21 protein-coding genes are annotated in these 26,552 nt (G+C 39.5%); 11 read left to right on the top strand and 10 right to left on the bottom strand.

The genetic code is table 11. The features are described from left to right. Window positions 1-48 precede the first annotated feature (48 nt). A complete protein-coding gene (locus H6G28_RS25115; protein WP_190675137.1) occupies window positions 49-2,094 on the bottom strand; it encodes a WD40 repeat domain-containing serine/threonine-protein kinase in 2,046 nt (681 codons plus the stop codon). Window positions 2,095-2,662: 568 nt separating this feature from the next. Between H6G28_RS25115 and H6G28_RS25110 the strand changes: the two genes are divergently transcribed. After that, the gene (locus H6G28_RS25110; protein ID WP_190675135.1) at window positions 2,663-4,255 is read left to right on the top strand and encodes an MHYT domain-containing protein; all 1,593 of its coding nucleotides are present in this window, start codon (window positions 2,663-2,665) and stop codon (window positions 4,253-4,255) included. Between the two features lie 64 nt (window positions 4,256-4,319). Here the strand turns inward: H6G28_RS25110 and H6G28_RS25105 are convergent, their stop codons facing one another. Next, the gene (locus tag H6G28_RS25105) at window positions 4,320-4,724 is read right to left on the bottom strand and encodes an ExbD/TolR family protein (protein ID WP_190593510.1); all 405 of its coding nucleotides are present in this window, start codon (window positions 4,722-4,724) and stop codon (window positions 4,320-4,322) included. Continuing rightward, a complete protein-coding gene (locus tag H6G28_RS25100; RefSeq protein ID WP_396019820.1) occupies window positions 4,708-5,355 on the bottom strand; it encodes a MotA/TolQ/ExbB proton channel family protein in 648 nt (215 codons plus the stop codon). The genes H6G28_RS25105 and H6G28_RS25100 overlap by 17 nt, the downstream gene beginning before the upstream one ends. Window positions 5,356-5,907: 552 nt before the next feature. Between H6G28_RS25100 and H6G28_RS25095 the strand changes: the two genes are divergently transcribed. After that, window positions 5,908-6,495 carry a pyridoxamine 5'-phosphate oxidase family protein gene (locus H6G28_RS25095; RefSeq protein ID WP_190593512.1) on the top strand — a complete coding sequence of 196 codons (588 nt, stop codon included), beginning with the start codon at window positions 5,908-5,910 and terminating at the stop codon, window positions 6,493-6,495. Window positions 6,496-6,502: 7 nt separating this feature from the next. On the opposite strand, the gene H6G28_RS25090 is transcribed toward H6G28_RS25095, so the two are convergent. Continuing rightward, on the bottom strand, window positions 6,503-6,688 hold the full coding sequence (locus tag H6G28_RS25090; protein ID WP_190593513.1) for a hypothetical protein: 186 nt from the start codon (window positions 6,686-6,688) through the stop codon (window positions 6,503-6,505). 378 nt (window positions 6,689-7,066) lie between these two features. Between H6G28_RS25090 and H6G28_RS25085 the strand changes: the two genes are divergently transcribed. Together H6G28_RS25085 and H6G28_RS25080 are read left to right on the top strand one after the other, a co-directional pair. Beyond that, window positions 7,067-8,374: a serine hydrolase gene (locus tag H6G28_RS25085; protein ID WP_190675132.1), complete on the top strand. Its 1,308-nt coding sequence runs from the start codon at window positions 7,067-7,069 to the stop codon at window positions 8,372-8,374. 192 nt (window positions 8,375-8,566) lie between these two features. Continuing rightward, the gene (locus tag H6G28_RS25080) at window positions 8,567-11,890 is read left to right on the top strand and encodes a leucine-rich repeat domain-containing protein (RefSeq protein ID WP_190675130.1); all 3,324 of its coding nucleotides are present in this window, start codon (window positions 8,567-8,569) and stop codon (window positions 11,888-11,890) included. A 309-nt stretch (window positions 11,891-12,199) separates the two neighbouring features. On the opposite strand, the gene H6G28_RS25075 is transcribed toward H6G28_RS25080, so the two are convergent. Further along, window positions 12,200-12,916, bottom strand: coding sequence for a biliverdin-producing heme oxygenase (locus tag H6G28_RS25075; protein WP_190593517.1), 717 nt, complete (start codon window positions 12,914-12,916; stop codon window positions 12,200-12,202). Window positions 12,917-13,455: 539 nt separating this feature from the next. Here H6G28_RS25075 and glmM point away from each other — a divergent pair. After that, the gene (glmM, locus tag H6G28_RS25070; RefSeq protein WP_190675128.1) at window positions 13,456-14,925 is read left to right on the top strand and encodes a phosphoglucosamine mutase; all 1,470 of its coding nucleotides are present in this window, start codon (window positions 13,456-13,458) and stop codon (window positions 14,923-14,925) included. A 249-nt stretch (window positions 14,926-15,174) separates the two neighbouring features. Here glmM and H6G28_RS25065 read toward each other — a convergent pair whose 3' ends face one another. Continuing rightward, window positions 15,175-16,041: an SDR family oxidoreductase gene (locus tag H6G28_RS25065; protein ID WP_190593521.1), complete on the bottom strand. Its 867-nt coding sequence runs from the start codon at window positions 16,039-16,041 to the stop codon at window positions 15,175-15,177. 505 nt (window positions 16,042-16,546) lie between these two features. Between H6G28_RS25065 and H6G28_RS25060 the strand changes: the two genes are divergently transcribed. Further along, entirely contained in the window at window positions 16,547-17,209 is a 663-nt protein-coding gene (locus H6G28_RS25060; protein ID WP_190675126.1) for a class I SAM-dependent methyltransferase, read from the top strand. Between the two features lie 214 nt (window positions 17,210-17,423). On the opposite strand, the gene H6G28_RS25055 is transcribed toward H6G28_RS25060, so the two are convergent. Continuing rightward, complete coding sequence (locus tag H6G28_RS25055; protein ID WP_190675123.1) at window positions 17,424-17,888, bottom strand: hypothetical protein; 465 nt, start codon at window positions 17,886-17,888, stop codon at window positions 17,424-17,426. 185 nt (window positions 17,889-18,073) lie between these two features. Between H6G28_RS25055 and H6G28_RS25050 the strand changes: the two genes are divergently transcribed. Then, window positions 18,074-18,985 (top strand): hypothetical protein, encoded by a 912-nt coding sequence (locus H6G28_RS25050; protein WP_190675121.1) that lies wholly within the window; start codon window positions 18,074-18,076, stop codon window positions 18,983-18,985. Between the two features lie 110 nt (window positions 18,986-19,095). After that, entirely contained in the window at window positions 19,096-20,472 is a 1,377-nt protein-coding gene (locus tag H6G28_RS25045; protein WP_190675119.1) for a CHAT domain-containing protein, read from the top strand. 31 nt (window positions 20,473-20,503) lie between these two features. Here H6G28_RS25045 and H6G28_RS25040 read toward each other — a convergent pair whose 3' ends face one another. The 3 genes from H6G28_RS25040 to H6G28_RS25030 form a co-directional block, all read right to left on the bottom strand. After that, window positions 20,504-21,001: a hypothetical protein gene (locus H6G28_RS25040; RefSeq protein ID WP_190675117.1), complete on the bottom strand. Its 498-nt coding sequence runs from the start codon at window positions 20,999-21,001 to the stop codon at window positions 20,504-20,506. A 286-nt stretch (window positions 21,002-21,287) separates the two neighbouring features. Beyond that, window positions 21,288-21,551 carry a hypothetical protein gene (locus H6G28_RS25035; RefSeq protein ID WP_190675114.1) on the bottom strand — a complete coding sequence of 88 codons (264 nt, stop codon included), beginning with the start codon at window positions 21,549-21,551 and terminating at the stop codon, window positions 21,288-21,290. 4 nt (window positions 21,552-21,555) lie between these two features. Then, window positions 21,556-24,030 carry a hypothetical protein gene (locus H6G28_RS25030; protein WP_190675111.1) on the bottom strand — a complete coding sequence of 825 codons (2,475 nt, stop codon included), beginning with the start codon at window positions 24,028-24,030 and terminating at the stop codon, window positions 21,556-21,558. A 301-nt stretch (window positions 24,031-24,331) separates the two neighbouring features. Here H6G28_RS25030 and mnmE point away from each other — a divergent pair, with 301 nt between their 5' ends. The 3 genes from mnmE (at window position 24,332) to H6G28_RS36985 (ending at window position 26,477) form a co-directional block, all read left to right on the top strand. After that, window positions 24,332-25,726 carry a tRNA uridine-5-carboxymethylaminomethyl(34) synthesis GTPase MnmE gene (gene mnmE, locus H6G28_RS25025; RefSeq protein ID WP_190675108.1) on the top strand — a complete coding sequence of 465 codons (1,395 nt, stop codon included), beginning with the start codon at window positions 24,332-24,334 and terminating at the stop codon, window positions 25,724-25,726. A gap of 279 nt (window positions 25,727-26,005) precedes the next feature. Beyond that, entirely contained in the window at window positions 26,006-26,272 is a 267-nt protein-coding gene (locus tag H6G28_RS36990) for an AraC family transcriptional regulator (RefSeq protein ID WP_313949987.1), read from the top strand. Next, window positions 26,247-26,477 (top strand): AraC family transcriptional regulator, encoded by a 231-nt coding sequence (locus tag H6G28_RS36985; RefSeq protein ID WP_242054641.1) that lies wholly within the window; start codon window positions 26,247-26,249, stop codon window positions 26,475-26,477. Before H6G28_RS36990 ends, H6G28_RS36985 begins: the two co-directional genes overlap by 26 nt. Window positions 26,478-26,552: the final 75 nt, after the last annotated feature.

The following is a 26,552-nucleotide window of genomic DNA, read 5'->3' as shown; positions in this document are numbered from 1 at the left end:
CTGCCTCTGGTTGGTGAGCGTAGCCGAACCACCGCCTCCTGCCTTTAATTACTGTGCTACACGCCAAATTTTGATGGTATTATCCTCGCTACCACTGACAATTGTCTTACCATCAGCTGTAAAACCAACAGATGTCACGGTATCTGCATGGCCTGTCAAGGTATTCATCACTTCCCCTGTGGCTAAATTCCAAAGTTTGATGGTACGATCGCGGCTGGCACTGGCTAAGATCATCCCATCTGGGCTAAAAGCCACACAGGTAACGGTATTAGCATGGCCTGTAAAGCTGCGAAGCACTTCGCCGGATGCAACATCCCAAAGTTTAATGGTGCGATCGCGGCTGGTACTGGCTAAGGTGGTACTATCAGGACTAAAGGCAACTGATGTGATTGTATTCGTATTACCCTTGAGGGTGCGGGCTGGGTCATCTTGGTAAAGATGCCAAAGTTTAATGGTTTTATCAAAACTCCCACTAGCTAAGTTACGCCCATCGGGACTAATAGCAACTGAACGCACCCAAAATTTATGTCCTTTCAGGGTGCGAATGAGTTTTCCTGTGCCTAAATTCCAAACTTTGAGGGTGTTATCATCGCTACCACTGACCAAAGTTTTACCATTAGGACTAATAGCTAATGCCTGAATTGAATCGGTATGTCCTTCTAAGGTGTAAACGATTTTACCTGTTGTCAAATTCCAAACTTTAATAGTTTTATCATCACTTCCACTCACTAAGGTTTTGCCATTAGGACTAATAGCCACAGCATTAACTTTTTGCGAATGTCCATTCAGGGTTAAAATTTCTTTTCCTGTGGCAATATTCCACATATTAATTATCTTCTCCCCTTCGCCACTGCTGGCAATTGTTTTGCCATCGGGACTAATGGCAACAGAGACAACAGATTTTGCTGTACCTTGGAGAGTATTAGCTAAAGCAATATTTTTAACTGGAATATTCGGTGATTGACCAAAAACAACTTCATTTTGAGAATGACTATAATTGGTTGGCTTGAGTTTTGATAACAAAATTGCTTGAATTTGGCGATATTGTTGATACCAAGTATCACTAAATCCAAATAATAAAACAAAAGCTGCTGCTAAAACTAAGATTTTTACAAAAGCGTATTGAAATGAAAAAGTTGATTTTGGTTGAGTTACGGTAAATTTGCCTGATGATTGACCTGCGGCTGGTAGGGCGCGTGGTAAGGCGGGAATTAAATCTTTAATCACTTCATCGGCTGACTGATAACGTTGACTTAAGTCTTTTTGCAACAACTTATTCATGACGTTATCTAATTCTGGCGACAAGGGACTCCGCAAATATTGTCGCCAACTGTTTGCCCAGCCATAACCATGTTCCATCCACAATTGAAACGGGGATGTTCCTGTTAGCAGATGAAAACAAGTAGCCCCCAAACTAAACAAATCACTGGCTGGATAAGCTTTGCCGTCTCGAATTTGTTCTAGTGGGGAATAACCATGCGAACCAATGGATGTGCCACTTTTATTTTTGACTTTTTCGGTTAATTGTTTAGAAGAACCAAAATCAATCAAACTGAGTCGCCCATCATACCGACAGCGAATTAAATTTTCTGGTTTAATGTCACGGTGAATTACACCGCGATCGTGAATAAATTTAAGTACAGGTAATAAATCAAGTAAAATAGCTTGAATTTCATTGGCTTTATAAACTCGGCGTTGTTGTAATTCTTTTAACAAGTTCTGCCCATTTATAAATTGTTGGACTAAATACAGGCATTTATCTTGCTCAAAGTAAGCAATTAGTGTGGGAATTTGGGGATGTTCGCCAAGTTCTTGCAGCCGTTTTGCTTCTTCTGCAAATAACTCCATTGCTTTTTTCTGCGACCAAGTTCCTTGAAATTTTGGTGCTAATTGCTTGATTACACAAAGTTCATTGAGTTTATCGGTATCTTCTGACAAATAAGTTCTGCCAAATCCCCCTTCATCGGAAAGCACCCGAATCACCCGGAAGCGATTTCGTAACAGTGGTACTAAGGAAGTGCCACAAGTCTGGCATAACTGCTTGCCTTTGGGATTTAGGGGATTTGGGCAATCGGGATTTAAGCAGCAGATCATTATCTGACAGGCGCGACTGCATAAAAATTTTTACTAAGTTAACCCCGATATTTCCCTTAATTACTATTGACTCTCTCGAATTTATGGTAGATCCCTCTGGTGATGGGGAGTGGGGAATTAATTATATAGTCAATTTTGGTAAATGCTCATCAGTTTTCTTCAAGCTTAGAGGATGTTTTAAAAGTCTTATTGTTGGTAGCCATCACAACCAACCACTTTTCAAACACCCTTTTAGAAAACTACGAGAGTCATGAGATGAATTTTATCGATTATATATTAACTTGCTCTCCCAACAAATGACATTCGTTATTGATGAAGTCATGTTAGTAACAAATAAAACTAGATTTTAGGTGCGATTACTTGTCACGCTAATAGTTAAATCAACAGAAAGTCAGGGAATACTAAGTGTAGATTACTAGAGAAAGAGTATAGCAAATTGCTGATTACTGAGTATAAACGTAGTATTTTCAGGATTTTCAGCCATTAACATAGTCCTCATCTATGCCGCAACTGCTATATTTCCCAACTCTTGCCCACAAATTTAGATTTTAGGATTGATCAACTAACTATGCTTGTTTCTTATGATTTAAATCTAGTAGTTCTCTCAATAATCATTGCGATTATCTCAGCTTATACATCTCTAGATTTAACAGAAAGAATTGCAAAGGCTAAAGGGTGTGCTTGGATTGCTTGGTTAATTGGTGGTGCGAGTTCCTTTGGACTGGGCATTTGGTCGATGCACTTTGTTGGGATGTTGGCATTTAATCTAACTGTACCTATCAGTTATAACTTTTTGATTGTTTTAGTTTCTGTCTTGCCTGCAATTTTCTCATCAGGGTTTGCCCTGTGGATTTCTAGCCGCAAAATACTGGCGCTTCCCAGCTTGTTAGGTGCGAGTTTTATTATGGGGATGGGTATTACGATGATGCACTATACCGGGATGGCGGCAATGCGATCGCCTGCGATCGCTCACTATAATCTCGGATTAGTGGTACTTTCCATCATCATTGCAGTCACAGTATCACTCATTGCCTTGTGGTTAACCCATTATTTGCATAATCAAGAAGTCGTTATCTGGTGGCAGAAACTCATCGCAGCAGCATTAATGGGCATAGCTGTACCGATGATGCACTATACAAGTATGGCGGCGATCGATGTTCATAGCATTAGACCATTATCTGGGGATTTTCCAGTACTCAACACCACTTGGCTTTCCTCGTTGATTAGTGCTGTCATCTTTTCGATTTTAGGTTTGGCACTGGTAACTTCTTCGGAAACAAAAGTTATTGACCGCACTAGAGAGCTTTCTTTAGCTTTGAAGCAACTCCAGGAATCACAATTGCAACTGATTCAAACAGAGAAAATGTCCAGTCTCGGTCAACTGGTGGCTGGAGTCGCCCACGAAATCAATAATCCCATTAACTTTATTTATGGCAACCTCCAATATTTAGAAGAACATAGCCACAATTTGCTGAAAGTTGTACAGCTTTACCAAAATTCCGGGGCGCAAATTCCCAAGCAAAACCCGGAAATCGATTTGGCGTTTTTACAAGAAGATTTACCCAAGATAATGGAATCGATGAAAATCGGTACTAGTCGCATTATGGAAATTGTACTGTCGCTGCGTAATTTCTCCCGCGTGGATCAAGCTGAATATTCCCTGGTCGATATTCATGATGGGATTGATAGTACATTGTTGATTTTGCAACATCGTTTAAAGGCTTCATCAGAACGTCCAGCCATTAACATAGTCAAAGATTATCAGCAATTACCTTTGGTGGAGTGCTACGCTGGACAACTGAATCAGATGTTTATGAATATCTTGGCAAACGCCATAGATGCCATTGAAGAACTCAATCTTCAGCAAACTGAGCAAAGTTTTGCAGAGCGTTTTTACCAAATCACCATTCGCACTTCAGTCATCAATTCTGAATGGGTACAAATTGCGATCGCTGATAATGGTACCGGGATTCCTGACAATGTTCTCAAACAAATTTTTGAGCCATTTTTTACCACAAAACCCGTAAGTAAAGGTACAGGCTTGGGAATGTCAATTAGCCATCAAATTGTGACTGAAAAACATCACGGTAAGCTAGAGTGTTTTTCCACACCCGGTAAAGGCACAGAATTTGTCATTCAAATTCCAATTCAACAACAATAGGACTTACGCCATAAGATGAAAAATCCAGCGTAAGTCCTAACAAGCATAATCAATGTTTTGTGGGCTAAGGTTTTTGGGTGGCGATCGCTAATTTTGCCCCTTGGACTTGTCTGACTTGATCCATCACCGCCACCACCTTACCATGTGTGACTGTTTCATCCGCATTCACAACCACTAATGCTTCTTGGTTATCGCCAACTAAAGTCCGCAATTGTCCGGCTAAAGCATCAACGGTGGTGGGTTGACGGTTGACACTCACCACTCCATCTTTATCAACTGTCACAGTAATTTTGGCAGGAACTTGCTGCTGTTTGGCTGTTGCTGCTTTGGGTAAGTTAACTGGCAAACCTTCTGAGCGAGTTAAAAATAAAGTTGACATAATAAAAAATGTCAAAATCGCAAATATCACATCAATCATCGGTACGATGTTGATTTGCGGTGGTAAATCTGGCTCATCTTGTAGACGCATAGGTTCTGTCTCCTCGTTCATAGCGGCGGCGATAGAGCAGTTCTAATTGTCCACCATATTCTTGCATAGCGGCAATTTGGCGTTGATATAAACCCCGAAAGGTGTTAGCAAATAAGAGTGTAAAAATAGCTACAATTAATCCTGAAGCTGTGGAAACCAGCGCCTCACTAATACCTGCGGTCACTCCAGTGGTTTTTGTACCCCCCACATCACCCAAGTTTAAAGATGCAAAAGACACAATCAAACCCAATACAGTACCTAATAAACCTAAAAGTGGCGCTAATCCAATAATTGTATCAAACATATTTTGAAAGCGTTTGAGAACCGGAATTTCGGCTTGGGCTTCACTTTCTAAAGCCAGACGAAATTCTTCCGGGGTGGGTTCTTCTAGTTGCAGTGCAGCTAAAAAAATGCGGGCTACTGGCAAGTCTGCATTCTTTTGCAACTTATCCAACGCACCAACCACATTATCCAGGCGGTAGAGATTCAAAACTTCGCGGACTACACGATTTTGCCGAGTATTAACCCGATACCAAAAGCGCACTCGCTCGATAATTAATGCGATTCCCACCACACTAAACGCCAGCAGTGGCCACATCACTACGCCACCTGCTACAAACAATTCATACATGGGCAATATCTCTAAAGAACTAAATGGACAACGTTACAGTTAGATTAATAGTTTACAGCAATAAATGATATATCTTATCAATAAGTAACTAAAAAAATCAAAAGCTCCATCAAGTTAAATTTTCTTTTGCTGACATAATCATTCATCTCGCCGCCAAGGCGAATTAGCTAAAAACCTTATAAATCAAGGATTTTTCAAGGACGCTGTAGATGACAGTGGACTCAGGCTTTTTGGTAATGAATTGCTTGACTTTGACGACAGCTAGTTTTAACTGGGATCAATAACTAATAAGAACTTGCAACAAATTCTGAGATTACCCATAAATCAATACAGTTCAGTTAAGGCAACAACTTAGACTGGTGTAGGTTGGGTGGAGGAACGGAACCCAACATTTTCAAGGCTTTGTTGGGTTACGCTATCGCTACACCCAACCTACTATTCTCTTAACTGAACCGTATTGACCCATAAATCTCTTCCTCACTCCTCATGACCTACTTCTACAAGTGGTTTATAAATCAAATTTGTTGACGTACTGTTTATTCTTGTGCATCTATGGCTAAACTATTTGACTCGATAACCGAAGAACTGCAAGAGTTCATTGCAGCCCAAAACCTGTTTTTTGTAGGGACTGCACCTCTGAGTTCTATGGGTCACGTTAATTTATCCCCCAAAGGTCTTGATTGCTTGCGAATCTTGTCACCTCACCGAGTAGCATACCTCGACCTGACAGGTAGCGGTAACGAAACTTCCGCCCATCTGCAAGAAAATGGTCGCATTACCTTTATGTTTTGCGCTTTTGTCGAACCACCAAGAATTTTACGACTTTATGGTAAAGGATACGTAGTTTTACCGAATTATGCTGAATGGGACTCGTTATCTTCGGTGTTTCCTCAGATACCAGGGGCTAGACAAATTATCGTCGCTGATATTGAGATTGTGCAAAGTTCTTGTGGTTTTGGTGTTCCTCTTTATGAATATCAAGGTCAACGCCAAACACTAGTTAATTGGGCAATTAAAAAAGGGGAACAGGGAGTGAGAGAATATCAACAACAAAAAAACAGCATCAGCATTGATGGTTTACCCACACCTTTGAGTCAATTACAGCAGAATGCAGGAGTCAGCAGTCAGAATACAGACTAAAAACAAGCTAGTACAGGTCGGCGTAAATAAACCGACTATCTGGAATTGCTAAAAGGCTTGTGGTATCGTTATTATTTCCTTTTACTTTTGCCTTTTTACTTTTGCCTTGTTGTGCTAGATACTGAGTTTTGACTTTATAAATGCTGTATTCCAATCGCGGGGAATCTGTTGTATGTTTAGGCAAAATTAGCATTGCATCGATTTCTATTTAAACCGCGCCCAAAAATCCACAATCAGAAATTTATTGTCAATTATCCAGAGTCTAAAAGGCTAGATTTTTAACTATTTACTGTGGACTTTTGTCAAAAATAACCTTTATCCAGAGAATTTATGATTTTGGGTTAGCTAATGCGGTGATTTATCCCAAATATCGGCAAAAATCTCTATCTATTAGTTGCCTTTTTGGCTGATATTCATGATTAAATTTATGGTGAAGGAACTATTATATGGTGTGCGTGTCTTGACGTAATGATTTGCTACGAATTATGATTCGAGTTTATTCCGGATCAACCGGTACGGTCTCGAAAATTAGTGCAAGTAAATTCAACTGTCGCTCTAAATAATCACACGCATGAGATTACGCTTATTTCTACTTGGCGTTGTCAGTATTTTCCTGCTTTCTTCTCCAGCAAAAGCCTCTCGCTTAGAATCTTGGAGTTTTGATACAGCCCAAAATCAACTTAACATTACTACTGTCTCTGGTGTGAAGCCTAGAGCATTTTTAATACAAAATCCCACAAGGTTAGTTATTGATCTTCCGGGTACAAAACTGAATACAAATACAATTCGGAAAAACTATGGTGCGACAGTCCGGGAAATCCGTGTTGGTAAGGTTGACGATAACACAACTAGACTAGTAGTTGAACTAGCACCAGGATACACCGTAGACCCTGCTAAGTTATTGGTTCAAGGTGATTCTTCAACTCATTGGATAGTAAAATTCCCCTCAGTGGAACGGGTTCAAAATCCCAATGATGATAATGTTTCTGCTTCTAGCAGCGAAGAACAAATTCCTGTTGCTGTTAGTGATGTTTCTTTGTTTGCAGGAGTTGTACCTTTAGGTAAGGAAATACCACAATTGCGATCGCGGGTACAAGCATTAGCATCTCGGTATCGTTCCCTTGACCCAGGATTGTTTTTTTTAGATTTAGATACAGGTAACTATCTCGATTTCAATGGTGAGAAAGTTTTTCCCGCCGCTAGTACTATTAAGTTTCCAATTTTGATTGCCTTATTTCAAGAAATTGATGCAGGTAGAATCAAACTAAATGAAACCTTGGTAATGCGGCGTGACTTAATCACTGGTGGTTCAGGAGAATTTCAATACAAGCGTGCTGGAACTCGTTTTAGTCTGTTAGAAACAGCAACTAAGATGATTACCATCAGTGATAATACTGCTACCAACATGATTATTGACCGCTTGGGTGGTAAGGCTAAGTTAAATCCGCGTTTTCGGAGTTGGGGACTGCAAAACACTGTTGTACGGAATTTACTTGGTGACTTCAAGGGTACGAATACAACCAGCGCCAAAGATTTAGTTAGGCTGTCAGCGTTGGTTGCGAATAATCGCTTGTTGAGTGATTCGAGTCGTGGCCGTGTCTTAAATATTATGCAGCGTGTTCATAACACCAAATTATTACCGGCTGGTCTAGGGAAAGGTGCGGTGATTGCTCATAAAACCGGAACTTTAGGCATTGTACTAGGTGATGCGGGAATTATTCAAATGCCCTCTGGTAAGCGTTACTTAGCCGGAATTTTTGTCAGAAGACCTTTTAATGATTTGAAAGCGAGAGATTTTATCAATCAAGTTTCTCGGATGGTTTATGGCTATTTAGACCAACCCAGAGTAGCCACCACCGACAAGCCGGAATCATTGTGATATCAATCGTATTTGATTGGTGAAAATCGAGAGGCTCAGATCCCCGACTTCTTGAAGAAGTCGGGGATCTTTTGGTTTATGAATGAGCCTGATTACGAACTACGAATTAAGGATTAATATACACAGGCTTACAAGTGAACTTGCCGTAAACTATTCTGGTAAATATCGCTACAGAGTTGGTGAGGTTTGCAGGTGACAAACGAAGAACTGTTGCAAATTATTGAAAAAGCTGCGAAGGAAAAGGTAACAGAGCTAGACCTATCTAACAAACAACTCAGCAGCCTGCCACTAGAAATCGGCCAACTCGCTAATTTGACAAGGCTATACCTCGGTAACAATCAACTGAGGAGTCTACCGCCAGAAATCGGACAACTCGCCAATTTGACAGAGCTATCCCTCCACAACAATCAACTGGAGAGCCTACCGCCAGAAATCGGCCAACTCGCTAATTTGACAAGGCTATACCTCGATAATAATCAACTGGGGAGCCTGCCACCAGAAATCGGACAACTCGCCAATTTGACGTGGCTATACCTCGGTAACAATCAACTGGGGAACCTGCCACCAGAATTTGGACAACTTGCCAATTTGACAGAGCTATCCCTCCATAACAATCAACTGAGCAACCTGCCACCAGAAATCGGACAACTTGCCAATTTGACAGAGCTATCCCTCCATAACAATCAACTGGGGAACCTGCCACCAGAATTTGGACAACTTGCCAATTTGACAGAGCTATCCCTCCATAACAATCAACTGGGGAGCCTGCCACCAGAAATCTGCCAACTCCTCAACTTAACAGAGTTATCCCTCGATAACAATCAACTGGAAAGCCTGCCGTCAGAAGTTTGCCAAATTTCCAACTTAACAAGGCTATACCTCGGTGACAATCAACTCAGTACTTTACCGCCAGAAATCTGCAAACTTTCCAACTTAATAACGCTATACCTTAATGACAATAAACTCAGCACTTTACCGTCAGAGGTTTGCCAACTTTTCAACTTAACAACGCTATACCTCGGTGGCAATAAACTCAGCACTTTACCGTCAGAAGTTTACCAACTTTCCAACTTAATAACGCTATACGTTCATGACAATAACCTCAGCACTTTACCGTCAGAAATCTGCCAACTCTCCAACTTGACGCGGTTATACCTTGATCACAATCAACTCAGGAGTCTGCCACCAGAAATTAGCCAACTTTCCAACTTAACGCGGTTATACCTTGATCACAATCAACTCAGGAGTCTACCACCAGAAATTGGCCAACTTGCCAACTTGACAATGTTATATCTCGGTAACAACCCTATAACTTCGCCACCACCCGAAATTATCGAACAAGGAACCCAGGCAATTTTGACTTATCTGCAAGAAAAGTTAGAAGATAGCCAACGCCAATGGGTTTCTAAACTGTTAGTAGTTGGTGAAGGTGGTGTAGGCAAAACATCCTTATTAAGAGCGTTACGCGGTGAAGAATTCGACACCCAAGAATCAACCACCCACGGTATTGAAATTAAATCTCTCCCATTAACCCATCCTGCAAAACCAGATGTCACCATGCAGCTGAACACCTGGGATTTTGGCGGACAAGAAATTTATCACGCTACTCATCAATTCTTCCTCACCAACCGTTCCCTGTTCTTACTCGCCTGGAATGCGCGACTAGGATTTGAGCAAGGTAAACTTTACTATTGGCTAGATACTATCAAAGCCTTAGCCCCAGAATCACCCATTTTACTTGTCGCCACTCACATCGACGAACGCGACGCTGACCTTCCCCTCAAAGAGTTACGCGACAAATACCCGCAAATTGTTGAACATTGCAAAATTAGTTCTAAAATCAGCCTGGGTCTTGAAGAACTCCGCCAAGCAATTGCCGATACATCTGCTAAACTGCCCTTAATGGGTGAAATCTGGCCTACGACTTGGTTAAATGCTGCCAACGCTATTCGTTCCCAGCCAGAAAAATACATCACGCCGCAGCAATTGGGGAAAATCATGGCTGAGTCTGGAGTTGCGGACATTAGTCAAGAAGTGCTGGCGCGATGGCTGCATGAATTAGGCGAAATTCTCTATTTCCAAGACAATGAAGAACTCAACGATACAGTTATCCTCAAACCGCAGTGGGTGACAGAATATATCAGCAAAGTTTTGGAAAGCGAAGAAGTAATTAACAAATTTGGCATCTTCACCCGCCAGGAAATGGATAAACTCTGGCAAGATTTAGCCCCATCAATGCGTGACCATTTTCTGCGCCTGATGGAACGGTTTGACCTTTCCTACCGCACTTTAGAAAACCGAGATATTAGTTTAATTGTGGAACGGTTGCCTTTTGACCCGCCGAATTATGAACAGCAATGGCAGCAAATCAAAGCTAAAGCAAATTGCCATGAAATTTCGATGAAATTCAAACTCAATACTATTCCGGCGGGGATTCCGACTTGGTTTATTGCGCGTCAACACCGCTTTACAACTAATACCCATTGGCGCAACGGGGCATTGTTGGCTTATGAACAAGAACATTTAGCTTTGGTGGAAGCTGCGAAAGGCGATCGCTATATTAAACTAACAGTACGCGGTGCTAACCCGTTAAATTTCTTCGTGCTATTACGAGATGGCATTGAAGTAACTCTCTCCAGATTTCCCGGCTTAGATATTCAACGCACTATCCCCTGTCTTGGCCATGATGGCGAACCCTGCACCCACGAATTTGACTATCACCAATTATCCAAACGTTGGGAAAAAAAGAAATCAACCATTGAATGTCCCGAAGCCATAGAAGATGTATCAGTTGCCGAACTTTTGTATGGCTTAAATTTTCATACCCAAAATGCGGTTTTAGAACGTATTGATGAATTAGAAACAAAAGTCATTGATAAACAAGCAACTATTCTCAATGAACTCAAAAATCTGCGCGAACTTTCTCAACGAGAATTTACTAATATATTCCGCCGCGAACAAGCAAAAATCGATTCGCATTGTCCAAATATTTTTGTTCTGCGTCCCCGTGGTGGTAAATCTTGGCAAAAAGCCCTAGCCGGACAAAAAATAGATTTACAACTTTATTGCCAAGCCCCTGGCTGTTGGCATCCTACCCAAACAGGTGGTTTATATGAAATAGATGAACCTGCCAAATGGCTGAGAGCAACTGCACCTTATATTGGTAAATTATTTAAAGTTTTGAGATTTGCCGCACCCATAATTGGCCCTTGGCTGGGTGTGGTAGACCCCAAAGAATACGAAGCAATTTATAAAAATGATTTGGAATTATTTAAAGAACTAGCCGAGAAATTACCAGAAATTCAAGATGCCGCAGATTTAGAATTAGCAGATAGAATTGCCAGAGGTGAAGATTTAGATCCCGAACGCGCCGACGGTGCAGCCTTGCGTGCTTTGCGCCAATTGTTAGAAGAAAAAGATCCCCAACAACATTGGGGCGGCCTCAAGAAAGTATTAACACCAGAAGGACATTACCTTTGGCTGTGCGAACACCACGCAGCCGAATATAAACGCTAATAAGAGGAAGTGCGATCGCTTTCTCGATTATCTTACAAAATGCGATCGCTACAAGGTTTACCTAGCTTCGCAGAAATCAAATATGATTCCCATAGTAACCAAGGGAACCAAGGGTATAGGCGTGTAAGGGTTTTAAACACATACACCTTTCTTGAGAACCTTAATTGTCTATTGGTATCAAATAAACAAAATTTAGGGACAATCTTCCTGTGGTTACTTTCATCTAGAAAGCAATCATAGGAACATTGTCCCTATTTTTAATTTGATTACTGAGTCTGGAGTGCTGAGGAAAATACTAGCCTCTCTAATTTACTCAGCCGTAGCTAGTTCAGTGCTACCGCGTGTCTTGCGGCGGGTGAGGCTGTTGTACAACATCATACCGATCGCTTTGATTAAGTTGCCTTCTAATTCTTGGAACATTTTCATGTTCGTCCCAAAGGCTGCATTGGCTTCATCCACGATGCGATCGCCTGTGGCATCATCAATGGGTAGTTCGTCTAATGTTTGACGATACTTTGCTTTAAATCCCTTTTCATCAGGAATTTCAGCAAATTCATAAAAGGCGGTTCCTTGTCCATCACTCAAGTTCATTGCTGTCACGGCAATGTTCTTGAGAATCTGTCCCCCGGATAAGTCACCCAAGTAACGAGTGTAAGAATGAGCAATTAATAATTCTGGTTCGGTTGCGGAAATTTCGCGGATGCGTTGCACATAAGCTTCACCGGCTGGCGATAGTTTGATTTGTTCGCGCCAGTTGGCACCGTAATAGTAGCTTAAGTCTTGCTCTAAAGTCCGCTTGCGGTGCAGTTGGGGGAAATTAATTTTAGAAACGATGGGGTGTTGGCGATGCTTTTCCATCTCCTCTTCCATTGCCGAGTAGACGAAGTAAAAGTTAGCCACTAATTTCCGGTAGGAACTTTTTTCTACCACTCCTTTTAAAAAGCACTTGACAAAACCTACATTTTCTGCCATCGTGTGGGCTTTTTTTGTGCCGACACGTAACTTGCTGGCTAAATTGCTGCTCATATTAAAATTTCTCACCTTGAAAAAGGATGTACCGAGGTTCCGATTTACGAACGGCTAAGAAAGGTCATTAAAAAGTTACATTAAAACTATTTGATGAGAATTTATATTAAAAATTTTTAAGCAAACAGATTGTATACTTTTGTAACACTCTGCCAGACCGCAAAATAGTAACCACTCTATTCATCATCAAGGTTAAAATCTATGATCAGGTATGGCGATCGCTAAAATTTCTGTATAAAAACTTTACAAAGCTCAGAAAAATTTTAGAGATTTTCACTTAAATAGGTCTAGTGGTAATAGATTTCTCAAAAGAAAAACAAGTATATATTTAAAGTGCTGAGTTTGGAGTGCTGAGTAATGAGTGCTGAGTGCTGAGTGCTGAGTGCTGAGTAATGAGTGCTGAGTGCTGAGTAATGAGTGCTGAGTGCTGAGTAATGAGTTTGGAGTAAAAATACTAACCTCTAGCTTCTCCCTAAACTTGTTCAATTAAAAAGTAAAGTAAAATTTTCCAGTGTTATGGTGTGGGGTGTTTAAATATTATGGTGTCATCAATAACTCGAACTCAAGGCAACATCCAAGGTCTTGCGGTTGTAGAATCTAATCATGGAGAAACGGAACTGAACAAAAATTTGGCGTTTAGTTTGATACCATTACCAGCGACTCCCCTGTTTGGGACAGATGGGATTCGGGGTAAGGTAGGAGAATTACTGAATGCGCCTTTGGCTTTACAAATAGGTTTCTGGACAGGTGTAGTTTTACGGAATTATGCAGGTGAAACAAGACCAGTAATTCTGGGACAAGATTCGCGCAACTCTAGCGATATGTTGGCAATGGCTTTGAGTGCGGGGTTAACAGCCGCAGGCATTGAAGTTTGGTATTTGGGCTTATGTCCTACTCCTTGCGTTTCCTATCTTACCAGCATGAGTGAAGCGATCGGCGGCGTGATGATTTCTGCCAGTCACAACCCACCGGAAGACAACGGGATTAAAGTTTTTGGTGCTGATGGAGGGAAGTTACCACAAGCATTACAAGCAGAAATTGAAGCTGGATTGCGTGGTAAATTGCCAGTTACAGGCGGGATGAATTGCGGTAGACATTATTCTCGGCAGCAGTTAGTGAGTGATTATAGCCAAGCTTTAAAACAACCATTGCAGCATGAGGGAAATCTGCAAGGAATGAAGATTGTTTTAGACTTGGCTTGGGGTGCAGCCGTTGGTTTAGCACCACAAGTATTTAGGGAAATGGGCGCAGAAATTATCTGCTTACATAATGCCGCAGATGGCGATCGCATCAACGTTGATTGTGGTTCTACTCACCTGGATATTTTGCAAGCCGCAGTCAAAGAACATCAAGCTGATGTAGGTTTTGCCTTTGATGGTGATGCCGATCGCGTGTTAGCTGTAGATAATACAGGTAGACAAGTCAATGGCGACTATATTCTTTATTTGTGGGGTCGTCATTTGCAACAACAGCAACAACTCCCCGATAACCTGATAGTTTCCACCGTCATGGCGAACTTAGGGTTTGAACGCGCTTGGCAACAACAAGGTGGTAAATTGATTCGTACCGCCGTTGGTGATCAATATGTGCAAGCCGAAATGTTGCGGACTGGTGGAATGCTAGGCGGCGAACAATCTGGTCATATTTTGTGTAGACACTATGGCTTGACTGGCGATGGTTTATTAACCGCCTTGCATATAGCCAACTTAGTTAAACAAACTGGTGTTTCCTTGGGTGAATTAGTTGACCAAAGCTTCCAGACTTATCCCCAATTATTAAAGAATGTCAGAGTTGTAGACCGCGATCGCCGTTTGGCTTGGCAAGAATGTCAACCTGTTCAAGATGCGATCGCTCTCGCCGAAACCGCAATGGGTAATACTGGTAGAATCTTAGTCCGCGCCTCCGGTACAGAACCAGTCATTAGAGTCATGGTGGAAGCGGCTGATGCGGAACTCGCCCAACATTGGACAAATGAATTAGTCGCCAAAGTCCAACAACACTTGGCCTAAGTAATTCTGAGTTCAGAAAAAGATTATCTGTGAAGAATCTACGGTAGGACTTATGCAAAAAAACGAAAAAATAAGGTTTTAGAACAGGGTACAGGGGTATGAAGGTGTAAGGGTGTAAGTATTCAAAACCCTGACACCCTGAACCAAGGTTTTTGGGGCAGAACGTAAAAAACCTACACCTGTCAGTGTACCCCTACAACCTTCCCAAAACCCTTGATTTTTCGTTTTTATGCGTAAGTTCTACTGAAATTAACCATTAATCACTTCTCCGCCATTTACATGAATGACTTGACCAGATATGTAAGAAGCATCATCAGAAGCTAAAAATACATAACTGGGTGCAACTTCTTCTGGTTGTCCTGGTCTTTGCATGGGGACTTGTTTACCAAAAGTCTCGACCTTTTCTTCAGGAAAAGTTGAGGGAATTAATGGTGTCCAAATGGGGCCGGGTGCTACTGCATTGACTCGAATTTTCTTCTCGACCAAATTTTGAGATAACGAACGAGTAAAAGCAACGATCGCACCTTTGGTAGCAGAGTAATCTAATAGTTGGGGACTACCTTTATAAGCAGTTACTGAGGTAGTGTTGATAATGACACTGCCTTGTTTCAAATGTTTTAATGCTGCTTTTATCAGGTAAAACATTGAAAAAATATTCGTGCGAAAAGTTCTTTCTAACTGTTCTTTGGTAATATCTTCAATGCTTTTTTGCGGGTGTTGTTCAGCAGCGTTATTTACCAAAATATCTAGTTTACCAAATTCACCTAATGTTTGTTTAATAGCGTTTTGGCAAACAGTTTCATCGGTAATGTCACCCGCTATAGCTAAGGCGCGTCTACCTTGTTTTTCTACCAAGTTTTTTGTTTCTGTCGCATCCCCATGTTCATTCAGGTAAACAATCGCTACATCTGCACCTTCTTTAGCAAATGCGATCGCTACAGCCCGACCAATACCACTATCTCCACCTGTAATTAATGCAACTTTATTTTTTAATTTCCCACTACCGCGATACTGTTCATCTTCAGCTTTCGGTCTTGGCTGCATCTCAGATTCTTTACCTGGTGGTTGTTGCTGCTGTGGTGGTTGTAATTTTTCTTTTTGTGTTGATGCTGGCATGAAATTTTTCCTGATATTATTGTTGTGTTTCTGCGATCAAAAATGCCTATGAATAAACCTTGGGTCGATAACTCAAGCCAAGGTTTACTGATAGATTTTGCTTTCACTTACATATAGTAAGTTGGTGCATTTTTACCCCGGATATTAGCCAAATATATTCAACTGACATTAATTCTCCCCACACCCTAAAAATGCTCTTATTCTGACCACGGAAAACAAAGTACACAACTCTACTTATCGATAAAGAATTAAAGTCTCTTTATCTGTTTTTAAGGTATCTATTAAGTTAGGAGTATTAATCAATCTCTAGATGGAAAGCGATTATCTGCTAACTCAATCTGAAGAGTGAAATGATCGCAGTTATATTTGAGATAAGGGAGACAAGGGAGAGATGTTTGTAAATGATTTAGGATAGTTATATTCAGTTTCAACTGACAATCTTGGAGCTTATTCCTCAGTGATTTAAAATTGCTATGTATTCTCAAGTACAACACCTTTTATCTTGATGACTACTAAAACATTGGGTTTAGCAGAAAATTTATATGAATATTTGCTATCTGTTTCTGTGCAGGAACCAGAAGTATTAACGCAATTACGCCAAGAAACCGCCCAACATCCAATGGGAAGAATGCAAATTGCACCAGAACAAGGGCAGTTAATGTCTTTGCTGGTAAAGTTAATGGGAGCGCGGAAAACTTTAGAAATTGGCGTGTTTACGGGCTATAGTACTTTGGTTGTGGCGTTAGCACTACCAAAAACAGGCAAAGTCGTAGCTTGTGATATTAGTGAAGAGTCTACCGCGATCGCTCGTCGTTATTGGCAACAAGCCGGAGTCGCCGAGAAAATAGACTTACATCTCGCCCCAGCACTGGAAACTTTAGATCGTTTGTTAGCCGATGCTGAAGCGGAAACTTTTGATTTTGCTTTTATTGATGCCGATAAAAGTAACTATGATAATTATTATGAGCGATCGCTACAACTAGTCCGTCCGGGTGGATTAATTGCCATTGATAATGTTTTATGGTCGGGTAGAGTTGCAGATCCCGAAGTTCAAGACAATCGCACTAAAAAAATCCGCGCTTTCAATCAAAAACTCCACCAAGATTCCCGCATCACCCTTAGTTTAATTCCCATCGCCGACGGTTTAACCTTGGCACTTAAGAATTGAATTTAACATTGGCGGTGCATAAATAACGCCGTGTGCAACTTTCTCTCAAACCTAACCCCCAACCCCTTCCCTACGAGGGAAGGGGAGCAAGACTCAAAGCCTCTCTCCGCTTCGGGGAGCCAGCGCGTTGCGGAGGTTCCCTCCGTTGTAGCGACTGGCGTGAGAGGTTTGGAGAGGGGTTTCAAGAATAAGTCGCACATCGTGTTAAATATAGTTATTTCGTTCTCACCCACCAGTGTAATACCTTCAAGTTAGATTCTATTTCTTGCCAATAATCGGCTGTAGAGTCTATATTTTTGATTGCGATAAGTGTTTTATCTACATAGTTTAAATTTGTTAGACCTAACTGCTTTCTTAGCTCATTTTTGGTTAACATATCTTCTTTAAAATATTCTAGATGATTGGGTAATTCCCCCTTTTCTCTAGTTGGCAAGTTAGGAATTGTCTTAAGTTGTTCTTTTATTTTATTTACTGCTTCAATCGCTTCTTGCGAGCTTGGTTTTTTAGCCACTAATTTTAAATCTTCTTGACAAAAATCTTTTTCTTGTCCAGAGGGATCTAACTTGACTCTAATTTGCGGAGCGAAGAAGATTGAAAATATTCCATTATAAATTTGATTGTCAATTACTTCGCCTTGTCCGTTCGGAGTTATGACTTTATCACCGTTTTCAATGCTCATAATTGATATTCCCCCTACATTTAGTTATTGAGTAACTACCTATTGGTGTGGGTTCTACTTTATTTTAACTTTTATTAGGAACTTTCTTAAATAAAAATAAAATATACAAAATAATTAAGATTATTTTTGTATATTTTACCATATTAGTAACTTTTAATATTTTTTTTCTTAAAAGGAAAATTTTTATGACTACTCCTAATAGTATAGACTTCGATTTTGACTTTGATGGCATAGAGCGATCACAGTTTTTGAAGGAACTGAATGCTTTATATTCCGAGTTAGGTGATGACAGTCAAAGTCAAATTCCAGATAGTAATCCAGCTTCACGTCTTTTCGCACAACTCAATCAAGAAGTAGCGAAATTCGCTAAGTATCCTGAAGTTGACAGGCTTTCCGAAAGCAACTTTACAAATTCTGGCAGAACTGTACCCACAAAATTCCAAGAACTCAGTCAAGATTACAAATTTTATTGGATTCACTTTCCTGTTACTTTATCTCTACCTTCTAATTGGTATTTCAAAAAACTAGAGTGTGCTTTGGAATTTTATTCAGAATTTTCAGAAGCGCACTTGCAACCCAAAGCACGCATGATCTTACCTGATCGTAAATTCCAACAACAACTTAAAATTAATGGCAATGTAGAAATATGTATAGGACAAAATCTAGAATTTGAACCTACAACTGGACAATTAAACTTACAAGCCGGGGAAGCACAAATTGATATCAATGCTGGTGCTAACGCAAATCTTAAAAGTAGTTTTGGGCTAACATTAGAGCCGTTTACTTATTCATTAAAGACAGCCCAAATAACGCATAATGATCCTGGGGATTCTCAAGTGATATGGCGTATAGATGGTGCAGAATTCTTTCAAGAAAACCACCCGACTTTAATAGTAGTTTTACAGATACCAAAATCAGTTCAGCAAATTAAGATTGATGCTGTACTCCAAGCTTACCATCGAGCAAATTTCTGGACTGCTGAAATAGAGAACTTAGACGATTTAATGCGTATTTTTTCTAATAAAGCTAGAAGTTTCTTTGAAAAAGGCGCTCCTATTAAACATTCTGAAACATGGGATATTAGTCATAGTTTATGATGACTTATTATTTTAAATAACTAATTATGATTATTGAGGATAAACGATATAAGCCACCTTCAAAATATAAGAAATAACGCAATTTCAAAAATTGATAGGATTGATTAAAAATGAGCAGTGGTAAAGATATTGAGTATGAACTAATAGTAGAAAGTTATGATATTGTTCGTTTTCGCAACAGAAAGACAGATGCTCAATCTTCAGGACATTTAAACCTAGCTCCTATTTGTAGAAAAATTGCTAGATTTGAAAATTTACTGCGTGCAAAGCAACTAAAAAGCCGTGAAGCTTTTGAAGAATTTGGAAAACTTTTATATCAATGTTTATTCAATGGAGCCGTTGATAATGCCTTTAGGGAACTTCTTAAAGAAATTCGAGAATCTAAAAGAACTGGAAATAACAAATGGTACAGACTTCAACTAACTTTCCGTCAAGAAGTAGATGATTTAGCTAGTATACCTTGGGAATTTCTTTATTACCCTGATACTCACACTACAAATGGTTTTTTCCTGGTTGATGAACCATATTTAGCTATATCCCGCTACATTCCTAGTGATTCAGGAAGAGATACTCTTAATGTCAGAGGAGAGTTATTAAAATTTTTAGTTGTTGCCTCTCAGCCTGAAGAAGAAGGTATGGGTAAAGTATTACCAAACCGGATTATAGAAGTAATTAATAATCTGAAAAATAATTATTTAATTGATTTAACAATATTAGAAAATCCAAAAAGACAAGAACTTCAGGAAACAATAGATAATACCAAACCTCATATTTTGCACTATATTGGACATGGAAGATTTGATTCGCAAAAGCAAGTAGGAGAAATTGCTCTTGTTAATAGTGCCAAAAAGGCTGATTGGGTTTCTGATAGAACTTTTGGAGACTTTTTTAGGGATTTTCAGCCCCGTCTAGTTATACTTCAAGCGTGTCAGGGTGGTGAAGTCGATTTTACTGCAAACTATGCTGGTTTAGCTCCCCAATTAACTCGACGTGAAATTCCAGCTGTTATTGCCATGCAATATCCAATATGCAACGCAGTAGCTTCATTTTTTAGTGAATCATTTTATCTAGCATTAGCGAAGGGTGAGTCAGTTGATACTGCTATGCAGCAAAGTCGTATGAAAATAGTACGTAATCACCCCTGGAACCCAGAATTTTATACTAACAGAGATTTTGGAACTCCTGTTTTGTACATGAGTGCTAGAAATGGCTATATTATGCCACGACCTAAAGCTATCAAATTTGATGCTGAGGTTTTAAGAAATTCGCCTGACGAATTAGAGAAAGCTATTAATATTCTTTTTAATTCAGAAGAGTTAGCCAATATTGTATTTGGTTTGAGGCTGAGTTACAAGGATATTAATGGTGAAACACAACAGGAAAAAGTTAAATCATTAATTGATCAGTTAATAAAAGAAAATGACATTGAAAGCTTAGTTGAAGAGATTAAAGAATGTCAACCTGAATCTTTTACTGACTATAGATAATTAAAGTATTAGTTTAATTAATTTATAAACATCATAAAAAAGATTTCTTGAAGTCATCGAAAACCTCTTGCAAATAAGGGAGTTTTGTTTCATGCTCAAATTTCATAATTAGAGCTTCAATCTTATACTCTATTACTTCGCTTTTATTGCCTGTTTTAGAATGTTCTTCACTCAATTCTAAATATTCTATGACTTTTATACCAAGTTTTTTATTTTCAATAAAAGTATTTACTTCTTTTACAAAATCACGAAATTGCTGATGCTTTCCTTTAAAATAGCTTGTTAAATCATGACGTAATTGTCTTAATATTGCTGAATTAATATCTCTGCGCGGCTTTTTATCCTTATTTGGATTTTCTGTAACTGCGGATTTTGCTTCTTCTTCTTTTTCCAGTAGTACAGATGATGAACTATTCTGTTCAATAAGCTTGAAACGCAGTACCTCAGCTTCAGAGTCGTCTAAACTTACGAACCACGCTTTACCAATAATATCGTTAATTTTAATAAGAAACTCTTGGTTACTACTCAAAATTGCAGCACCTATTAATTACAAATATAATGTATCAATTACAGCATTCAAACTAGTACAACAAGGCAAAAGTAAAAAGAAATAATAACGATACCACAAGCCTTGTAGCAATTTCTTGTGGTCTGTTTATTTACGCCGACCTGTACTAGGGGTATGTTCAATCAAATATTATGGATTAGCAAAAAATAAATTCCCTTATATTGTCAGTCATTAGATTGCGTCAGTAAAAATAGTTTGCTATACCTGCAAGTTTTTCTTTGATTAACGCACTCTACAAGCAATAATCTTATCTTCGGTTCTCAGCAATATATTCTCTAATAAATTTAGCTATTTCTTTTTTTATTTTATTGTTAATGTGTTCGTCATTTAGACAGTCTTTGCAAATTCCTTCACTTATGGCAGCACTGTATGCCTCATGATTATCTGACATATATCTGTAATTGCCACGTTCGATTTGCTCTATACATTGTTTAAGATTTTTTCTTGTGCCTGAAGGTATTTTATCGTAATTTTTTATCTTATCTCGTAATAAATAATCATAATTATCCATATTTTTAACACTCCAAGTCTTTGTTAATCACAAAATTGACTGGACACTCAGGATCTAAACAATGACGATGGCATTGCAAGCGTTGTTGTTCAGCCTGAATCTCATCAACTTGTTTCCTCAGTAACGCCAGAATACTTTTTAGGCGTTCGGTAGGTGAGGTAACATTATTATCGTTATCTTCGTTCAACAAATCTTCCTTAATCTTACCAGGAGATAGAAGAAATTCTACCCTACCATCGTGTTCAATAATACCAAAATCTACATCTGCTGCTTTAATAACAGCCTGAACTACGCACTTAGAGCCGCATTCTGTACCGAAGATGCTTTGGATTTCCTCTAAATATTCGTATCCTTCCTGATATCTGGAAGGGTAAAAAGGATCAAACTTTTGAAAGTATTCGCTAGTTTTTTGAAGAAATGTTAAACTTTCGTCGTAGCTAAATAAGAATTCTTTACGTCGATACACTGTTTGACTGACACTACCCTTGAGACGGCGTAATATAGTGAACTCCATCCATGTAGCAAATCCTTCATTTAGGATGATACTACTGTGATGTAGAGTTTCAATTGCTGACCTGTATTCATCCTGAAGAAAAATTTGCTGATAAGGGGATTTTAAGCCTTCTCGATCAACTTTGCGGAGCAATCCATGACGGTATAAGATGGCTAGTTGCTGTCCTACTCTTGTATGCTTGTAGAAAAATCCATGACCATACTTTTCATGTAAAAGTAAAGCTGCAATATTACCTTCTAGCCATGTTTGACCGTAACGCTCATCTCCCTCTATACTCTGAAAATTGTATGCTAATTGTTGCTCAAAGAATGGATGTTCTTTGACGAGATGGGCTGCTAATTTGGGGTCGTAGGGAATCAAACATCCATGTATGGGCGAATAAGTGGGTGCAATCCACTGTAGTAATTTTTCGACCAAGGGTGAAAAACGTTTATTTTCACTTCTAGCTGCTTGTAGAGCTTCTAAAAGTTGCTCTTTGAGACTATAGTTATAAAGGCGATTGACTTGTTCTTCAGGAGTCAACAATTCAAAGGGAATTTGTCGGATTTCTTCACTATCAAACTCTTGGCGTATTTGAGATACCTGATAATGAATTTCTGCTGCTAGGGGTGTCACTACGTTGCGTTGTATTTTTTCAATTTGGGTCTTTGCAGATGGATAAGCATGAACCAAACGGGTAATTTTTTGGTTGATGTCGCTAATATGCAACGTAATCAACCAATCTCCTGGATCTAAAACTGTCAAATACCATCGTTCTGTTGATATTTGTTCTAGTTTAATGTGAGTTAGGGAACACTCTAGCTGCATTTTTAAAGGAACAGCTTTCGTATGATTTTGCCAACGAGCGATCGCTTTGACTTCAAAAGTAACTCCTGTTTCTATAATTTCTTGAGTTTTCCCTTGGAGATTGAGAAATACAAGGTCAAATTCTGCATCTGGTACACACTGGAATTGAGCAACTGGAGCGAAAAATAAAGATGAGTGTTTATTATTTTCTGAGTTATCAGATGTGGGAATATCTATAGTTAATCTGAGAGATTGCTGTCCTAATTGCTGAGGAATCACAGTCCATTGGAGTTGAGTCTTGCCATTTCTAGGCAGAAAACGAATTTTTTTGATTGGTTCTTGAATTAGAACATTGGTATCTGACTCTAAAGTACAAGTGATATTTTCTAAACGTTGTGATTTTGGGTTAGCGATCACAATTGAAAAATCTGTGCTTTGTTTATAAATTACTTCTGGTAAAATCACAGCATTACGACAGTCCAAAGAATTTTTACCAGCCAACCAACAAAGAATATTAGATGCTAATTTGTTGTTATCACCAGTATTAATATATTTATCACTAAAGATTAAATCGTTTCCTAAAACTACTACTCGACCTGATTTATTGTCATTAGGAATTTCTAGAGCAGTTAAGAAAGTTTTGCCAGTATCAGGTAAAGTGGCTACTATATCAACATTCGGATAAGGAGAATTAGGCAGTGTTTTAATATAAACAGGTTCTTTAATTTTTAACTGAGATACTTCAGAACTAATATAGTGTGGTAATAAGTTGAACACTTGCTCTGGAGGATGATTTAATAACTCTTCAAAACGCAGTCCTAAAGATTCTAATAGTACATTTATGCTGTCACATTTATTAAAAACAAGGGATTCTTGATCACTAGTAATCAAAAGCGAGTTTCCTTGCTTAACAAAATTTACTATTGCTTTGACTTCATCCGCACTTAAAGAAGATTTAGATTTAGGAGCAGCTAGAATTAGCAATTGAAAGTCTTCGAGTAGCTGACGAGTCAGTGGTTCATTTTTAAAGGAGATTGCATCATCTCCAAATAACTGATTTACCTGATCACACAGAATTCTCCATGCTTCTTTGGAAGTATTATCTCCCTGTGAGCAGGGCAACTGCCCATGAAATTCATCAAATAGAACTTTTATCACTGGATTTTTAACTGCATTCACAAGCTTTTATCGTATTGTCTTGAGTATCATCCGAGAAATTATAGTAGATTTTTTGAGCTTGGCAGGTATTTTTTAAATCAGTTCACAGGAACAGTTCTTTTTACGCCGGTATAAGCCTGCTTCCTGCTCTTGCTATTTTTCTCTAGTAGGTATAAATATTGGGTAGTATTGAGTGTGTACCATCTAATCTTCGGTAACGAAGTCTGCATACAACGCCAAAATTATCATTTTAGATATTGGCTGATTGCACTTTTGCTACGCTATCCATAATATATGGAGTGTCTTGCCAAAAAGTGCTTTCATGTCCGAAATATTTGCCACCACTGGAACCATCGCCGCGATCGCTACTGCTGTTGTCCCTCAACAAGGTAGCGTTAGTATTGTGCGCGTATCTGGTTCCCAAGCAATGGCCATTGCCCAAACATTATTTCACGCCCCAGGAAAGCAAGTTTGGGAAAGTCATCGCATTCTCTACGGTTACATTCGTCATCCCCAGACGCAAAAACTTGTAGATGAAGCTTTACTACTAGTAATGAAAGCACCACGTTCCTACACCCGCGAAGATGTGGTGGAATTTCATTGTCATGGTGGAATTATTGCTGTCCAACAGGTTTTGCAATTATGTCTGGAAAATGGCGCGAGATTAGCACAGCCGGGAGAATTTACCTTACGGGCATTTTTAAATGGCAGACTCGATTTAACCCAAGCCGAAAGTATTGCGGATTTAGTCGGGGCGAAATCTCCCCAAGCCGCCCAAACTGCCTTAGCTGGTTTACAAGGAAAATTAGCTCATCCTATCCGCCAGTTACGCGCCAACTGTTTGGATATTTTGGCAGAAATTGAAGCGCGAATTGATTTTGAGGAAGATTTACCCCCGTTGGATGATAAAGGCATCATATCAGCAATAGAAAAAATTGCGGCAGAAATTACTCATTTATTAACAACTAGAGATAAAGGGGAATTGTTGCGTACAGGGTTAAAAGTGGCAATTGTCGGTCGTCCGAATGTGGGCAAATCCAGCTTGTTGAATGCTTGGAGTCGGAGCGATCGCGCCATTGTCACCGATTTACCTGGCACAACCCGCGATGTAGTGGAATCCCAATTAGTGGTGGGTGGTATTCCCGTACAAGTCCTAGACACCGCAGGCATTCGAGAAACCGCCGACGAAGTGGAAAAAATCGGCGTAGAGCGATCGCGCCGTGCTGCTAGTGCTGCCGATTTAGTATTATTCACCATTGATGCGAGTACCGGTTGGACAGAAGGCGACCAAGAAATTTACGCCCAAGTACAAGACCGTCCCCTAATTTTAGTCATTAATAAAGTTGATTTGGTGGATGAAACTACAAGCCAACTTCTACAATCTAAAATCCAAAATCCAAAATCCAAAATTCTCACAGCCGCTTCGCAAAATCGCGGAATTGATGATTTAGAAACAGCGATTTTAGAAAAAGTCCAACTCGGTAAACTGCAAGCGGCTGATATGGATTTAGCTATTAATCAAAGACAAGCGGCGGCTTTAACCCAAGCTAAAATTTCTTTAGAACAAGTACAAGCTACAATTGCTCAACAATTACCCCTCGACTTTTGGACAATTGATTTGCGTGGTGCAATTCAAGCATTAGGAGAAATTACTGGCGAAGAAGTTACCGAGTCGGTTTTAGATCGCATTTTTAGCCGCTTTTGTATTGGGAAATAAACTTTACACAGGGCTGGCTGTTGGTCGGACAATTACTTCATTAATATCCACATAATCTGGTTGAGACACGGCATACAATACTGCTTGAGCGATCGCATCTGGTTGCAGTGAAATTCTGCGGAATGCTTTTAACGCATCTTTGCCTGACTCTTGGGTAATATCAGAACCAAGTTCAGTCTCAACTACACCAGGAGAAATTGTCGTGACGCGGATATTATTTGATTCCTGTCGTCACCCAATACAGCAATCTGCACTGTTTATCAACCAATTTTAGCGATCGTGCTTCAAGGTAAAAAAAAGGCGCTGCTGGGTGAAGAAAGCTATTTTTATGGCGAAGGTCAATATCTGGTTGTCTCCGTTGATTTGCCTATTAATGGATTTGTTGTAGAAGCAACACCAGATAAACCCTATTTAGGATTCAAGCTGAATTTAGACCCAGTTCAACTCTGTGAAATTATTACCCAAACTAAACCAAATACCACGAAAAAAGAACACTCTGTCAGAGGTTTGTTCATCAGTAATGCTTCAGCATCTATCTTTACTTGATTGCGCCATCAGACTCACAAAGCTTTTAGATACACCCCAAGATATTCCCATCCTCGCACCCATGATGATGCGAGAAATTTATTACAGGCTATTAATGGGTGAACAAGGAGAAGCTGTACGCCAAATAGCCACATCTGGTAGTAATATGCAGCGCATTGCTGAGGTAATTATAGCGTTTACCAGTCTAATGAAGTACACTAATTAAAATAAATCAGTGTATCTACTCAAGGGTAAAAATGAAACCATATTCCCTCGACTTTCGCCAAAAAATAGTTGATAC

It is taken from the genome of Nostoc sp. FACHB-190 (genome assembly GCF_014696905.1).
Lineage (GTDB): Bacteria > Cyanobacteriota > Cyanobacteriia > Cyanobacteriales > Nostocaceae > Nostoc_B.
Note: the sequence above shows the minus strand (reverse complement) of the source record. Positions and strands in the feature narration are given on the sequence as shown.

Bases quoted from the DNA above. Each gene is read 5' to 3' on its own strand.
- H6G28_RS25115 (WP_190675137.1), bottom strand. From the start codon at position 2,094: ATGATCTGCTGCTTAAATCCCGATTGCCCAAATCCCCTAAATCCCAAA.
- H6G28_RS25110 (WP_190675135.1), top strand. From the start codon at position 2,663: ATGCTTGTTTCTTATGATTTAAATCTAGTAGTTCTCTCAATAATCATT.
- H6G28_RS25105 (WP_190593510.1), bottom strand. From the start codon at position 4,724: ATGCGTCTACAAGATGAGCCAGATTTACCACCGCAAATCAACATCGTA.
- H6G28_RS25100 (WP_396019820.1), bottom strand. From the start codon at position 5,355: ATGTATGAATTGTTTGTAGCAGGTGGCGTAGTGATGTGGCCACTGCTG.
- H6G28_RS25095 (WP_190593512.1), top strand. From the start codon at position 5,908: ATGGCTAAACTATTTGACTCGATAACCGAAGAACTGCAAGAGTTCATT.
- H6G28_RS25090 (WP_190593513.1), bottom strand. From the start codon at position 6,688: ATGCTAATTTTGCCTAAACATACAACAGATTCCCCGCGATTGGAATAC.
- H6G28_RS25085 (WP_190675132.1), top strand. From the start codon at position 7,067: ATGAGATTACGCTTATTTCTACTTGGCGTTGTCAGTATTTTCCTGCTT.
- H6G28_RS25075 (WP_190593517.1), bottom strand. From the start codon at position 12,916: ATGAGCAGCAATTTAGCCAGCAAGTTACGTGTCGGCACAAAAAAAGCC.
- glmM (WP_190675128.1), top strand. From the start codon at position 13,456: ATGGTGTCATCAATAACTCGAACTCAAGGCAACATCCAAGGTCTTGCG.
- H6G28_RS25065 (WP_190593521.1), bottom strand. From the start codon at position 16,041: ATGCCAGCATCAACACAAAAAGAAAAATTACAACCACCACAGCAGCAA.
- H6G28_RS25060 (WP_190675126.1), top strand. From the start codon at position 16,547: ATGACTACTAAAACATTGGGTTTAGCAGAAAATTTATATGAATATTTG.
- H6G28_RS25055 (WP_190675123.1), bottom strand. From the start codon at position 17,888: ATGAGCATTGAAAACGGTGATAAAGTCATAACTCCGAACGGACAAGGC.
- H6G28_RS25050 (WP_190675121.1), top strand. From the start codon at position 18,074: ATGACTACTCCTAATAGTATAGACTTCGATTTTGACTTTGATGGCATA.
- H6G28_RS25045 (WP_190675119.1), top strand. From the start codon at position 19,096: ATGAGCAGTGGTAAAGATATTGAGTATGAACTAATAGTAGAAAGTTAT.
- H6G28_RS25035 (WP_190675114.1), bottom strand. From the start codon at position 21,551: ATGGATAATTATGATTATTTATTACGAGATAAGATAAAAAATTACGAT.
- mnmE (WP_190675108.1), top strand. From the start codon at position 24,332: ATGTCCGAAATATTTGCCACCACTGGAACCATCGCCGCGATCGCTACT.
- H6G28_RS36985 (WP_242054641.1), top strand. From the start codon at position 26,247: ATGCTTCAGCATCTATCTTTACTTGATTGCGCCATCAGACTCACAAAG.